General features: G+C 62.9%; 12 protein-coding genes. All 12 read left to right on the top strand.

Translation table 11 applies throughout. From position 1 onward, the window contains the following. Position 1: 1 nt before the first annotated feature. The 12 genes from A8B82_RS00890 to A8B82_RS00840 all read left to right on the top strand — a co-directional run bounded on the left by A8B82_RS00890 (position 2) and on the right by A8B82_RS00840 (position 13,297). Positions 2–1,783 (top strand): acyl-CoA dehydrogenase C-terminal domain-containing protein, encoded by a 1,782-nt coding sequence (locus A8B82_RS00890; RefSeq protein WP_067287090.1) that lies wholly within the window; start codon positions 2–4, stop codon positions 1,781–1,783. A 45-nt stretch (positions 1,784–1,828) separates the two neighbouring features. Beyond that, positions 1,829–2,041, top strand: coding sequence for a hypothetical protein (locus A8B82_RS00885; RefSeq protein WP_067287087.1), 213 nt, complete (start codon positions 1,829–1,831; stop codon positions 2,039–2,041). Positions 2,042–2,069: 28 nt separating this feature from the next. Then, positions 2,070–3,227, top strand: coding sequence for an acyl-CoA dehydrogenase family protein (locus tag A8B82_RS00880; protein ID WP_067287084.1), 1,158 nt, complete (start codon positions 2,070–2,072; stop codon positions 3,225–3,227). A 99-nt stretch (positions 3,228–3,326) separates the two neighbouring features. Further along, the gene (locus A8B82_RS00875) at positions 3,327–3,965 is read left to right on the top strand and encodes a glutathione S-transferase family protein (protein ID WP_067287082.1); all 639 of its coding nucleotides are present in this window, start codon (positions 3,327–3,329) and stop codon (positions 3,963–3,965) included. Between the two features lie 18 nt (positions 3,966–3,983). Then, the gene (locus A8B82_RS00870; protein ID WP_067287080.1) at positions 3,984–5,195 is read left to right on the top strand and encodes an acetyl-CoA C-acetyltransferase; all 1,212 of its coding nucleotides are present in this window, start codon (positions 3,984–3,986) and stop codon (positions 5,193–5,195) included. Position 5,196: 1 nt separating this feature from the next. Beyond that, positions 5,197–5,664, top strand: a complete 468-nt coding sequence (locus A8B82_RS00865; RefSeq protein WP_067287078.1) for a cupin domain-containing protein — start codon at positions 5,197–5,199, stop codon at positions 5,662–5,664. Then, on the top strand, positions 5,661–7,862 hold the full coding sequence (locus tag A8B82_RS00860; protein ID WP_067287076.1) for a 3-hydroxyacyl-CoA dehydrogenase NAD-binding domain-containing protein: 2,202 nt from the start codon (positions 5,661–5,663) through the stop codon (positions 7,860–7,862). The genes A8B82_RS00865 and A8B82_RS00860 overlap by 4 nt, the downstream gene beginning before the upstream one ends. A gap of 250 nt (positions 7,863–8,112) precedes the next feature. Further along, complete coding sequence (gene hemP, locus A8B82_RS23395) at positions 8,113–8,277, top strand: hemin uptake protein HemP (RefSeq protein WP_082899072.1); 165 nt, start codon at positions 8,113–8,115, stop codon at positions 8,275–8,277. 65 nt (positions 8,278–8,342) lie between these two features. Beyond that, positions 8,343–9,605 (top strand): imelysin family protein, encoded by a 1,263-nt coding sequence (locus A8B82_RS00855; RefSeq protein ID WP_067287074.1) that lies wholly within the window; start codon positions 8,343–8,345, stop codon positions 9,603–9,605. 56 nt (positions 9,606–9,661) lie between these two features. Next, complete coding sequence (locus tag A8B82_RS00850) at positions 9,662–10,669, top strand: hypothetical protein (RefSeq protein WP_067287072.1); 1,008 nt, start codon at positions 9,662–9,664, stop codon at positions 10,667–10,669. Between the two features lie 70 nt (positions 10,670–10,739). Continuing rightward, positions 10,740–12,284 (top strand): di-heme oxidoreductase family protein, encoded by a 1,545-nt coding sequence (locus A8B82_RS00845; RefSeq protein ID WP_067287305.1) that lies wholly within the window; start codon positions 10,740–10,742, stop codon positions 12,282–12,284. Beyond that, positions 12,281–13,297, top strand: a complete 1,017-nt coding sequence (locus tag A8B82_RS00840; protein WP_067287070.1) for an imelysin family protein — start codon at positions 12,281–12,283, stop codon at positions 13,295–13,297. Before A8B82_RS00845 ends, A8B82_RS00840 begins: the two co-directional genes overlap by 4 nt.

Here is a 13,297-nt window from a genome sequence, read left to right as displayed (position 1 = left end):
CATGCCAAGCTACACCCCCCCCGTCAAAGACCTGCAATTCGTCCTGCACGATGTGTTGAACGTGACCGGCAGCGAGACCCCCGGCTACGATGAGCTGGAAGCCGATTTCACCTCTGCCATCCTCGAAGAAGCGGGCAAGCTGACCTCGGGCGTTCTCGCCCCGCTGAACACCGTGGGCGACAAGGAAGGCTGCCGCCTGGAAAACGGCGTCGTCTATACGCCCAAAGGTTTCAAGGAGGCCTTTGCACAGGTCAAGGAAGGCGGCTGGCCGGGTCTCGACATGCCCGAACAATACGGCGGCCAGAACATGCCCTATGTCATCGGCACCGCCGTGGGCGAGATGTTCTCTGCCGCCAACCAGGCCTTCACGATGTATCAGGGCCTGACCCATGGCGCGGCCTCTGCGATTCTTGCGCATGGCACCGATGCACAAAAGGACACCTATCTGCCCAAGATGGTCGCCTGCGACTGGACCGGCACAATGAACCTGACGGAACCGCATTGCGGCACCGATCTGGGACTGATGCGCACCAAGGCGGCACCGCAGGACGATGGTTCCTACAAGATCACCGGGCAGAAGATCTTCATCTCGTCGGGTGAACACGACATGGCCGACAACATCATCCACCTTGTCCTCGCCAAGATCGAAGGCGGCCCCGAGGGCATCAAGGGTGTGTCGCTCTTCATCGTGCCGAAATTCATGGTGAACGAGGACGGTTCCCTGGGTGAGCGGAACGGCGTCGCCGTCGGCTCCATCGAGGAAAAGATGGGCATCCACGGCAATTCCACCTGCGTCATGAACTATGACGGGGCCACCGGCTTCCTGCTGGGCGAGGAACACAAGGGCATGCGCGCCATGTTCACCATGATGAACGAGGCCCGCGTGGGCGTCGGCATGCAGGGTCTTGCACAGGCGGATGTCGCCTATCAGAACGCGCTGGAATACGCCAAGGACCGCCTGCAGGGCCGCGCGGTGACCGGCGCGGAAGCGCCCGACAAACCCGCCGACCCGCTGATCGTGCACCCCGACATCCGCCGCTCGCTGATGGATCAGAAAAGCTTTGCCGAGGGCGCGCGCGCCTTCATCCTCTGGGGGGCCACCATGATCGACGCGGCCCACCGCGCGGGAGACAAGGATGCCGATGGCCTCGTGTCGCTGCTGACCCCCGTGATCAAAGGGTTCCTGACCGATCAGGGCTATGACATGACCGTAAAGGCCCAGCAAATCTATGGCGGGCATGGCTATATCGAGGAATGGGGCATGTCGCAGTTCACCCGCGATGCCCGGATCGCGATGATCTACGAGGGTGCCAACGGCGTTCAGGCGCTTGACCTCGTGGGCCGCAAGCTGGCGCAGGACGGTGGCAAGCACGTCATGGCCTTCTTTGATCTGGTGAAAGGCTTCATCAAGGACAACGCGGGTCAGGACGCGGACTATGACGCGGCATTCCTCGATCCGCTCAAGGCGGCCAGCAAGGACCTGCAACAGGCGGGCATGTACTTCATGCAGAACGGCATGAAGAACCCCAATCACGCGCTGGCAGGCTCCAACGACTTCATGCACATGTTCGGACATGTCTGCCTCGGCCTGATGTGGGCCCGCATGGGCCTTGCGGCGACCAAGGCGCTCAAGGATGGCACCGGCGACGCGGCGTTCTTTGAGACAAAGCTGGCCACCGGGCGCTACTATATGGCACGACAACTTCCGGCGACCGCCCTTCACCTGACGCGCATCCAGTCCGGCGCGGATACGGTGATGGCGCTGGAGGCCGCGAACTTCTGAACCCCGGTTTCGCCGCGAAACCTTGATTATTAACAAGAGGTTAAGATGCCGAAACGCTTCCGCCTGACCCGCCGCTTTCCCGTCGCCATGACGGAGGACGGGTACAGGCGGCTGAAGAAATTCAGCGCCGAGGCGGGCCTTGACGAGGGTGAGGCGCTGTCGTTCCTGTTTGAAAACTTCGGCAGCGTGATCAACGAGGAAAACCTGATCGCGCGGCTGAGGCTTTTCAACGCCGAACTCGACGACCGCAAACGCTGAGCCGAAACGACTCACCTGGGGAGGGATCATGAACGACCTGAGCACAGCACCATCCAACTGGATGACGGACGAACACAAGATGATCGCGGACATGGCCGCGTCCTTCATCACCACCGAATGGGCCCCGAAGTTCGAGAAATGGCGCAAGCAGGGCGAGATGGACCGCGAGACCTGGGCCCAGGCGGGCGCGCTGGGCCTGCTCTGCCCCTCCATCCCCGAGGAATACGGCGGCGCGGGTGGCGATTTCGGCCATGAAGCGGCGATCCTGATCGAAGGCGCGCGGGCCAATCTGGCCAGCTGGGGCAATGGTATCCATTCCGGCATCGTGGCGCATTACATTCTGGCCTATGGCACCGAAGAGCAAAAGAAACGCTGGCTGCCCAAAATGGTATCGGGCGAGATGGTCGGCGCGCTGGCAATGACCGAACCCTCTGCCGGGTCGGACGTGCAGCGGATCAAGACCAAGGCGATCCGCGACGGCAATGCCTACCGGCTGTCGGGGCAAAAGACATTCATCACCAATGGCCAGCACGCCAATCTGATCATCGTCGCGGCCAAGACCGACCCCAAGGAAGGCTCCAAAGGCGTCTCGCTGGTGGTGCTTGAAACCGAGGGCGCTGATGGCTTCCAGCGCGGCCGCAACCTTGAAAAGATCGGCAAACACGCCTCCGACACCTCCGAACTCTTCTTTGACAACGTGGAAATCCCGCCTGAGAACATCCTTGGCCAGGAAGAGGGCAAGGGTTTTTACCAGATGATGCAGCAGCTTCCGCAGGAACGGCTGATCATCGGTTGCGAGGCTGTGGGGTCGATGGAAGGCGCTGTCGATCTGACAATCAGATATTGCAAGGAGCGCGAAGCCTTTGGCGGCCCGCTGACCCAATTCCAGAACACGCGGTTCAAACTGGCGGAATGCAAGACCAAGGCCGCAGTGGGCCGGGCATTTCTGGACACCTGCATCGCGGAGCATCTGCGCGGCGAATTGACTGTGGACCGCGCGGCGATGGCGAAATACTGGCTGACCGACACCCAGGGCGAGGTGCTGGACGAATGTCTGCAACTGCATGGCGGCTACGGATTCATGCAGGAATACGCAATTGGCGAGATGTGGACCGACGCCCGCATCCAGCGCATCTATGGCGGTACAAATGAGATCATGAAGGAACTGATCGCGCGGTCGCTGTAGGCCAGGCCGCACTGCTTTCTTTTTGGCCCCAAATATTCCCACGGGGGTCCGGGGGTGTGAAACCCCCGGCGCGACCCCAAAATACAGGAGAGACACCAGATGACGATCAAGCTCTATTGCTTTGGCGAATCCGGCAACGCCTACAAGGCCGCCCTGGCGCTGCAACTGTCGGGACTGGACTGGGAGCCGGTGAAGGTCGACTTCTTCGGCGGCGAAACCCGCAGCGCGGATTACCGCAGCCAGATCAACGCGATGGGCGAGGCCCCGGTGATGGTGGATGGCGACGTCAGACTGACCCAATCCGGCGTCATTCAGGATTACGTTTCCGAAAAATCCGGCAAATTCGGGGGCGGGAATGCTGCCGAACGGCGCGAGATCCTGCGCTGGGTGCTCTGGGACAACCACAAGCTCAGTTCGCAGGCCGGGATGACCCGTTTCCTGATGAACTTCCTGCCGGAGGAAAAACGCCCCGCCGAAGTCATCGGTTTCACGCTTGGCCGCCTCAAGGCCGCGTACAGCGTTCTCAACAACCACCTTGAGGGCCGCGACTGGGTCGTGGGCGACAGCGTGACCAACGCTGACCTGTCCTGCTGCGGATACCTCTATTACCCCGAGCCCTTCGGCTTTGACCGCTCTGCCTGGCCCAACATCGACGCGTGGCTGACGCGTCTGTCCGAACAACCGGGCTGGAAAGCCCCCTACGACCTGATGCCCGGCAGCCCCGCTGACCGCGCCTGAAGAAAGGAAGATATCACCATGACCGAAGCCTATATCTACGACGCCCTGCGCAGCCCCCGCGGCAAGGGCCGCAAGGACGGCGCGCTGCATGAAGTCACGGCCCTGCGCCTGTCCGCGCAGACGCTGAACGCCGTCAAGGAGCGCAACAACCTCGATGGCCATGCGGTCGAGGACGTGATCTGGGGCAATGTGACCCAGGTGATGGAACAGGGCGGCTGTCTGGCGCGCTCTGCCGTGCTGGCCTCTGACCTTGACGAACGTATTCCGGGTCTGGCGATCAACCGGTTCTGCGCCAGCGGGATGGAAGCCGTGAACCTGGCCGCCAACCAGATCAGGGGCGGCGCCGGCATGGGTTATATCGCGGGCGGTGTCGAAATGATGGGCCGTGTGGCGATGGGCAGTGACGGGGCGGCGATTGCCGTCGATCCTTCCATCGCGATGGACGGGTATTTCGTCCCGCAGGGCATTTCCGCCGACATCATCGCCACCGAATACGGGTTTTCCCGCGATGATGCGGACCAGCTTGCCATCGCCAGCCAGCAACGCGCGGCAGCGGCCTGGAAAGACGGGCGTTTCGATAAATCCGTCATCACCATCCGCGACCAGAACGGTCTGACCATCCTGGACCGTGACGAATACATGCGCCCCGAAACCGACATGCAGAGCCTCGGCAGCCTGAACCCCGCGTTCCAGGCCATGGGCGAGGTCATGCCCGGTTTCGACAAGATCGCGATGATGAAGTACCCGCATCTTGAAAAGATCAACCACATCCACCACGCGGGCAATTCATCCGGCATCGTGGATGGTGCCGCCGCCGTGCTGATCGGCAACAAGGAATTCGGCGAGAAATACGGGCTCAAGCCGCGCGCCCGCATCCGCGCCACCGCCAAGATCGGCACCGACCCCACCATCATGCTGACCGGCCCGGTCCCGGTGACCGAGAAGATCCTCAAGGACAACGGCATGACCATCGGCGACATCGACCTCTTCGAGGTGAACGAGGCCTTCGCCTCGGTCGTGCTGCGCTTCATGCAGGCCTTTGACGTGGACCACGACAAGGTCAATGTGAACGGCGGGGCCATCGCCATGGGTCACCCGCTGGGGGCCACCGGCGCGATGATCATCGGCACCCTGCTGGACGAGCTGGAACGCAGCGACAAGCAGGTTGGCCTGGCCACGCTCTGCATCGCTTCCGGCATGGGGGCAGCCACCATCATCGAGCGGGTGTGACATGATCCTGCGCGCGGGCAGTGTACCCAGGACCGAAGTCCAGTCTGGGTATCCCGACCCCTTCAACCTCGGCAAAGGCTACGTCACCTATCACGGCTTTGGCGATGTCGCCGGGCTGACCCAATTCGGCGTGGCGCTGGAAACTTTGTATCCGGGCAAGCAATCCTCGCAGATGCACTGGCACGAGAAGGAGGACGAGTTTCTCTTCGTGCTCTCCGGCGCGCTTACCGTGGTCGAGGACGGCAAGGAAACCGCGCTGCAACCGGGCGACGCCTGCTGCTGGAAAGCAGGCGATCGCACCGCCCACTGCCTGCGCAATCACAGCGATGAACCCGCAACCTATCTGATTGTCGGCACCCGTGCCGAAGACGACATCTGCCATTATCCCGATCTGGACCTGCTGGCGACACCGCAGGGTTTCACGCATCGCGATGGCACCCCATACCCCAAAAAGGGAGAGACCAAATGACCGATTTCACCATGAAAACCGACGCCGACGGCGTTGCCATCATCACCTGGGACGTGCCCGGCAAGTCCATGAACGTGATGTCCATCGACGGGCTGAGCGAGCTTGACGCGCTGATTGACTCTGCTCTGGCCGACGACGCGGTCAAGGGCATCGTGATCACCTCCGGCAAGGACGGCTCCTTTGCCGGTGGCATGGACCTGAACCTGCTGGCCAAGATGAAGCAGGACGCGGGCGATGACCCGGCCAAGGGTCTGTTCGAAGGCACGATGAAAATGCACGCCCTGCTGCGCAAGATCGAACGCGCGGGCATGGACCCCAAGAAACTGACGGGAGGCAAGCCCATCGCCGCCGCCCTGCCCGGCACGGCTGCGGGCATCGGGCTGGAACTGCCGCTGGCCACGCACCGCATCTTTGCCGCCAACAACCCCAAGGCGCGCATCGGCCTGCCGGAAATCATGGTCGGCATCTTTCCGGGCGCGGGCGGCACGACCCGTGTGTCGCGCAAGCTGGGCGCGATGGCGGCCTCCCCCTTCCTGCTGGAAGGCAAGATGGTCGCCCCCGATGCCGCCGTGAAGGCGGGCCTGATTGACGAGGTGGCGGATGACCCGGTGGCGGCGGCCAAGGAGTGGGTGCTGAACGCCAAGGACGCCGATCTGGTCAAGCCATGGGACGCCAAGGGCTACAAGATGCCCGGCGGCGCGCCCTATCACCCGGCGGGCTTCATGACCTTCGTGGGCGCCTCCGCCATGGTCAATTCCAACACCAAGGGCGTCTATCCCGCCGCCAAGGCGCTGCTGTCGGCGGTCTATGAGGGTGCATTGGTCGATTTCGACACTGCGCTGAAGATCGAGGCGCGCTGGTTCACCTCCGTTCTGATGAACCCCTCTTCCTCTGCCATGATCCGGTCGCTGTTCCTGAACAAGGAAGCGCTGGAAAAAGGTGCCGTGCGCCCCGAAGGCGTTGCAGACCAGCGGGTGAAGAAGCTGGGCGTGCTGGGCGCGGGCATGATGGGCGCGGGCATCGCGCTGGTCTCGGCTCAGGCGGGCATCGAGGTGGTGCTGATCGACCGCGATCAGGAAGCCGCCGACAAGGGCAAGGGGTACGCCGCCGCCTATTTCGACAAGGGCATCGCACGCCGCAAATCCACGCCGGAGAAGAAGGAAGCCGCGCTCGGCCTGATCACCGCCACCCCGGATCTGGACCATCTCAAGGGCTGCGATCTGATCATCGAAGCGGTGTTCGAAGACCCATCGGTGAAGGCCGAGATGACCCAGAAGGTCGAAGCGGTGATCCCCGAGGATTGCATCTTTGCCTCCAATACATCGACCCTGCCGATTACCGGACTGGCGAAGGCATCCAGCCGCCCCGAGCAGTTCATCGGCATCCACTTCTTTTCGCCTGTCGAACGCATGGCGCTGGTGGAGATCATCAAGGGTGAGAAGACAGGCGACCGCGCGGTGGCCAAATCGCTCGACTATGTGCGCCAGATCCGCAAGACCCCGATCGTGGTCAACGATGCGCGGTTCTTCTACGCCAACCGCTGCATCATCCCCTATGGCGGCGAGGCGAACCGCATGATCACCGAGGGCGTGGCCCCCGTGCTGATCGACAACGCCGCGCAATTGCTGGGCTTCCCCGTGGGGCCGGTGCAACTGGGCGACGAAACCTCCGTCGATCTGGCGACCAAGATCATGCGCGCGACCAAGGCGGCGATGGGCAATGAATACCCCGCCTCCGAGGCCGACGACCTGATCGTCTGGATGGAAGATCTGGGCCGGTTGGGCCGCAAGGCGAAGGCGGGCTATTTCGACTATGACGAAAAGGGCAAGCGGCTGGGTTATTGGAAGGGCATTCACGACAAGTATCCGCTGGCGGATGAACAGCCCGAATTGCAGGAAATTCAGGACCGGCTGATGTTCGTGCAGGTGCTGGAAGCCGTGCGCGCGCTGGAGGAAGGCGTGCTGATGGACATCCGCGAGGGCGACGTGGGCGCGATCCTGGGCTGGGGCTTTGCCCCTTGGTCGGGCGGCCCGTTCTCCTGGCTGGACATGATCGGCACCCCCTATGCGGCAGAACGCTGCGACCAGCTGGAGGCCAAGTTCGGCCCCCGGTTCAAATGCCCCGACCTGCTGCGCGAGATGGCCGAGAAGAACCAGACCTTCTATGGTCGTTTCGGGCCGGAGGCACAGGCGGCCTGAGAGGCGTCAGAACGGGATCGGAAAGGGGCGCTTCGGCGCCCTTTTTCATGTCCTGCCGGACCGGTGCGCCGATACGTCGCGCGTGACCTGACAGGATTATCCGAGTTTTTTCCTCGGATACCATTTCCTTATCAATTCTCTCGGGTATAAGAAGGGCACAGCCAGCCCGACTCTGTCTCGGGCAAGCCATTACGCCAGATGCCACAGGATGTACCATGACCCTTTTGCCTGATTCCGCGGCGCCCCGGACATGAGCTTTCACCGTCCGCCCGCGCAACTCACCACGCAGAATGAAGTACCGACCTATGTCGCACAGGAACTGACAGGCGACGGCGATCTGGCGCATATCCAGCTGGACGGTCAGACCTACACCCTGCGGATCACCCGTTCAGGCAAGCTGATCCTGACCAAGTGACCGCCACCATGCCAATCTGCCGACAACGTGCGGACGGCAGGCCCAGATACCAAAAGGACATTCCGATGAAACGCTCCACCCTTCTCTCCACCGCTGCTTTGCTGATCTGCGCCTCTCCGGCGCTGGCCGTCGAAAAGACCGAGGTGATCGAGACATATGCCGACATCGCAGCGGCGAAATACGCTGACAGCGTGACCACAGCCCAACGCTTGCAGGACGCTGTCGCAAGCTTTCTGGACGCCCCGTCGGCCATGGGTCTGACAGCGGCACGGCAGGCCTGGCTGGCGGCGCGGGTGCCTTATCAGCAATCCGAAGTCTACCGTTTCGGCAATGCCATCGTCGACGACTGGGAAGGCAAGGTGAACGCCTGGCCGCTGGACGAGGGGCTGATCGACTATGTTGATACCACCTACGGCGGGCCATCGGATGAAAACAGCTTTGCCGCGCTGAACGTCGTTGCGAACCCGACCTTCACCCTGTCAGGCACCGAAGTTGACGCCAGCGCGATCACCCCCGAACTGCTGGGCGAAACCCTGCACGAGGCCGACGGGGTCGAGGCCAATGTGGCCACCGGATACCACGCCATCGAATTCCTGCTTTGGGGTCAGGACCTTAACGGCCACGACGCGGGCGCGGGCAACCGCCCCTGGACCGATTATGCGATGGGCGAGGATTGCACCAATGGCAATTGCGACCGCCGCGCCGATTATCTGGTCGCCGCCACCGACCTGCTGGTCTCTGACCTGGAATGGATGGCCGCACAGTGGACAGATGGCGGTGCCGCCAGAACTGCCCTTCTGGAAGACGAGAACGCAGGCCTTGTCGCGATGCTGACCGGCATGGGCTCGCTGTCGTATGGGGAGCAGGCGGGCGAACGCATGCGGCTTGGCCTGATGCTGAACGACCCCGAAGAAGAGCATGATTGCTTTTCCGACAACACCCACAACAGCCATTACTACGACGGACTTGGTGTCCAGAGCACCTATCTGGGCGAATATGTCGGTGTGGACGGCACGCTGGTCTCCGGCCCGTCGCTGTCCGATCTGGTTGCAGAGACCGACCCGGCGCTGGACAGTGAAATGCGCGAAAAGCTGAGCACCACGATGTTGGCGCTCGGGCGGATCAAGACGGCGGCTGAAGCCGGTTTCGCCTATGACCAGATGCTGGAACGCGGCAACGCGGGCGGCGAGGCGCTGATCATGGGCGGCGTCAACGGGCTGATCGACCAGACCCGCAGCATCGAGCGCGTGGTCAAGGTTCTGGGGCTCGACCAGGTCGCCTTTGAAGGCTCCGACAGTCTGGACAATCCCAACGCCGTCTTCCAATAACCCGATCAGCCAGCCCTCCTGCCAGCGACATCTCATACTCTCACAGGACAATCACAATGAAGAAACAGACACACCTTGCGGGGCTTTGCGGCCTCGCGATGCTTTGCGGGCATGCGGCACAGGCGCAGGACGCCGGCTTTACCTGGGAAGGCAGCGTCGAGATCGGCGTGGACAGCACGGTCAGCTCCGATGACCCGACAGCGGAATTCAGCGATGTCTATCTCAGCATCGAAGCCGCCTTTGAGGCCGCGATCACGGACCGCATCACCGCCTTTGGCGGGCTGACGCTGGAATCGATGACAGATGCCACCGACGACCGCAGTTTTGATGACCTGGGGCTCTACGTCAGCGAATTGGGCCTGCGCTTTGCCTTTGGCGAAACCCTGGTCTCCGTCGGCAAGCTCAGCCCGATCTTCGGCGTGGCATGGGACGATGCGCCGGGTTACTACGGCACCTCGCTGTCGGGCGACTATGAGCTGGCGGAGATGATCGGCCTGACCGTCGAAACGCCTGTTGGCGCAGATGGCACCCTGTCCTTTGCAGCATTCTATGCCGACAACACCTTTCTGAGTGACAGCATCGGCAATCGGCGCGGGCGGAACTCGGTTGCGGCGGGTGGTGTCGGAAACACCGGCAAGTTGAACAACATCGCGCTGCAATACAGCCAGGACTTCGGCGCAACCACCGCATGGGTCGGCGCACGCCACCTGGCGGCAGGCGCGGGCGATGTTTCGGATGAAAACGGTGTCGTTGCGGGGCTGGCCCATGATTTCGGCAATGGCTGGGACATGATCGGCGAAGTGGCCCATTTCAGCGGCGCAGGCGGTACTGCTGCGGATGCAACCTACAGCACCCTCGGCGCGTCCTATGCGCTTGACCAATGGACCTTCTCGGGCACCGGGACTCTTGTCAACATCAGCGGTGCAGGCCGTGACAAGATGCTCGCCCTTGGAGTAGACCGTCAGATAACCGATAACAGCGAAATCAACTTTGGCGTGGCCCGCTTTGACGTGGGCGGTGTTAAATCGACATCGGTCGGCCTGGCGGCTGTCGTGTCTTTCTGAACAACCAGGAGCCTTCATGACAGCCAGCCATCAGTCTGCCGCCGCACAACGTCCGGGCCAGACCGCCAGCATGTCACAGCGCACAGGCAGATTACCCTGCGCCCTGGTGCCGCTGATCCTTGCCATTGGGTCAGCGGCACTGGCGCAGGATGCCCCGGTGCTGGATGACCGACATCTGAATGTGATCCCCCGCACGGCGGAGGAGACCGCGCGCATTGCAGCGGTGCTGACACCACCCACCAACTTTACCGCCCCTGAGCAATTTGAACACCTGCCTGCCGGTGCCGCCACTGTGCGGGTGCGCAAGTCGGCAGATGCCTTTTCCCAGCCCTCCGGCAACATCAGTTTCGAGGATGAGCTGACCTTCAAGGTCGGCAATGGGCTGTTCCGCAAGCTCTGGGTCTCTGCCCCCTCCTCCACGCTGGCCTCTGACGGGTTGGGGCCGCTTTACAACGCGCGCTCCTGCCAGCGTTGCCACATCAAGGACGGGCGCGGGCATCCGCCGGAAGCCGACGGCGACAGCAATGCAATCTCCATGTTCTTGCGGGTGTCGATCCCCGGAGATGAGAGCGACGCCATCGACGGGATCGAAGGCTATATCGCCAGCCGCCCCGACCCCACCTATGGCACCCAGTTGCAGGACTTTGCCGTGCAGGGGCATGCGGCTGAATACCGCCTTGATATCACGTACAGGGAAGAGCCGATCACGCTGGCGGACGGGACCAAGGTTTCACTCAGGCATCCCACCTACCGGGCGGCCGATCTGGGCTATGGCCCGCTGCATCCCGACGCCATGCTGAGCCCGCGCGTCGCGCCGCAGATGATCGGCATGGGCCTGCTGGAAGCGATCCCTGCTGCCGATATCCTTGCATTGGCAGACCCGGACGATGCGGACGGGGACGGCATTTCGGGCCGGGCCAATATCGTCTGGTCGGCGGCACAGGACCGGCCCATGCTGGGGCGCTTTGGCCTCAAGGCGGGCAATCCTTCAGTGCTGGAACAATCGGCCTCGGCCTTTGTCGGGGACATCGGCATATCGAATCCATTGTTCACGGCGGGCGCGGGTGAATGCACCGATTTGCAGGCCGATTGCCAGGCCGCAACCCATGGCGACGGCGACGCGCGCGGCACCGAGATCGACGCCGAGGGGCTAGATCTGGTGACCTTCTACAGCCGCAACCTGGGCGTGCCGGAACGCCGCAATCTGGACGATCCGCAGGTGTTGCGAGGCAAGAAGGTGTTCTATGACACCGGCTGCACCGCCTGCCACCAGCCCAAGTTCGTGACCAACCGGCTTGCAGATCAGCCGGAGCAGTCTTTCCAGCTGATCTGGCCCTATTCCGACATGCTGCTGCATGACATGGGCCCCGGTCTGGCGGACAACCGCCCCGAGGCACGCGCCACCGGAACGGAATGGCGGACGCCGCCGCTTTGGGGTATCGGTCTGACGGAACAGGTCAGTGGCCACAGCTATTTCCTGCACGACGGGCGCGCCCGGTCGCTGCTGGAAGCGATCCTGTGGCACGGCGGCGAGGCACAGGCCCAGCGCGACACCGTCATCGACCTTCCGACTGCCGACCGCGACGCGCTGATCACCTATCTGGAGAGCTTATGACCAGACTTTTCCTCAGCCTGCTTGTTGTGCTGATGCCCTTTGCCGCTGTGGCACAGGATGCCACTGCCAAGATCACCGATGTGGTCGAACATCACATCCTGCCGCGGTTTGACGCGCTGTCCGAAAGTGCCGATCACCTGGCGGATATGGCCGGGAACGACTGCGCACCCACGTCGCCCGACCTGCGCGACGCCTATGGCGCGGCATTTGACAGTTGGGTCAGCGCCAGCCACCTGCGCTTTGGCCCGACCGAAGTCGGCGACCGCGCCTTTGCGCTTGCCTTCTGGCCCGACAGCCGGGGCGCAACCCCGCGTGCGCTGGCCGGGCTGATGGCGGAGCAGGATGCGATCATCGACAGTGCCGAAGGCTTTGCTCAGGTCTCCATCGCGGCACGGGGGTTTTACGGGCTGGAATACCTGCTCTATGACCCGGAGCTGACCGAAGCAGCCGATGCCACCTACCTTTGCGGCCTGATCGGCGCGGTCACCGCCGATATCGCCGCAACCGCCGATACCATCCGCGCGGATTGGCACGAGAGCTATGCGCCCGAGATGCTGAACCCCGGACCGGACGGCACCTACCGCAGTGAAGATGAGGTGCTTCAGCAGCTTTTCACCTCGCTGACCACCGGGCTTGAGTTCACCGCAGAGACCCGGCTGGGCCGCCCCCTGGGCACATATGACCGCCCCCGGCCCACGCGGGCAGAGGTCTGGCGCTCCGAGAGGTCGGCGCGGCATGTGGGGCTGAGCCTGACCGCCCTGCGCGATCTGGCCGAGCGGCTGGCCACCGGTCACCCTCGGGTAACCGCCGAGTTGGACAGCGCCTTTGCCAAGGCAGTTGATCACCTCGATAGATTGGACGATCCGGTGTTTGCCGGGGTGGCCCAGCCGCAAAGCCGGTTGAAGGTTGAAGTTGTCCAGCAGGAGGTCGAAGCCATCCGCACCCTTGCCCGCAGCGATCTGGGCCCGACTTTGGGCGTGGCGGCGGGTTTCAATTCGCTGGACGGTGACTGA

The sequence above is a fragment of the Sulfitobacter sp. EhC04 genome (assembly GCF_001650875.1).
GTDB lineage: Bacteria > Pseudomonadota > Alphaproteobacteria > Rhodobacterales > Rhodobacteraceae > Sulfitobacter.
This window is presented reverse-complemented; position numbering and strand designations above follow the sequence as displayed.

Coding starts and splice junctions, on each gene's coding strand:
- A8B82_RS00865 (WP_067287078.1), top strand. CDS start 5,197: ATGATCCTGCGCGCGGGCAGTGTACCCAGGACCGAAGTCCAGTCTGGG.
- A8B82_RS00880 (WP_067287084.1), top strand. CDS start 2,070: ATGAACGACCTGAGCACAGCACCATCCAACTGGATGACGGACGAACAC.
- A8B82_RS00875 (WP_067287082.1), top strand. CDS start 3,327: ATGACGATCAAGCTCTATTGCTTTGGCGAATCCGGCAACGCCTACAAG.
- hemP (WP_082899072.1), top strand. CDS start 8,113: ATGAGCTTTCACCGTCCGCCCGCGCAACTCACCACGCAGAATGAAGTA.
- A8B82_RS00840 (WP_067287070.1), top strand. CDS start 12,281: ATGACCAGACTTTTCCTCAGCCTGCTTGTTGTGCTGATGCCCTTTGCC.
- A8B82_RS00870 (WP_067287080.1), top strand. CDS start 3,984: ATGACCGAAGCCTATATCTACGACGCCCTGCGCAGCCCCCGCGGCAAG.
- A8B82_RS00855 (WP_067287074.1), top strand. CDS start 8,343: ATGAAACGCTCCACCCTTCTCTCCACCGCTGCTTTGCTGATCTGCGCC.
- A8B82_RS00845 (WP_067287305.1), top strand. CDS start 10,740: ATGTCACAGCGCACAGGCAGATTACCCTGCGCCCTGGTGCCGCTGATC.
- A8B82_RS00850 (WP_067287072.1), top strand. CDS start 9,662: ATGAAGAAACAGACACACCTTGCGGGGCTTTGCGGCCTCGCGATGCTT.
- A8B82_RS00890 (WP_067287090.1), top strand. CDS start 2: ATGCCAAGCTACACCCCCCCCGTCAAAGACCTGCAATTCGTCCTGCAC.
- A8B82_RS00885 (WP_067287087.1), top strand. CDS start 1,829: ATGCCGAAACGCTTCCGCCTGACCCGCCGCTTTCCCGTCGCCATGACG.
- A8B82_RS00860 (WP_067287076.1), top strand. CDS start 5,661: ATGACCGATTTCACCATGAAAACCGACGCCGACGGCGTTGCCATCATC.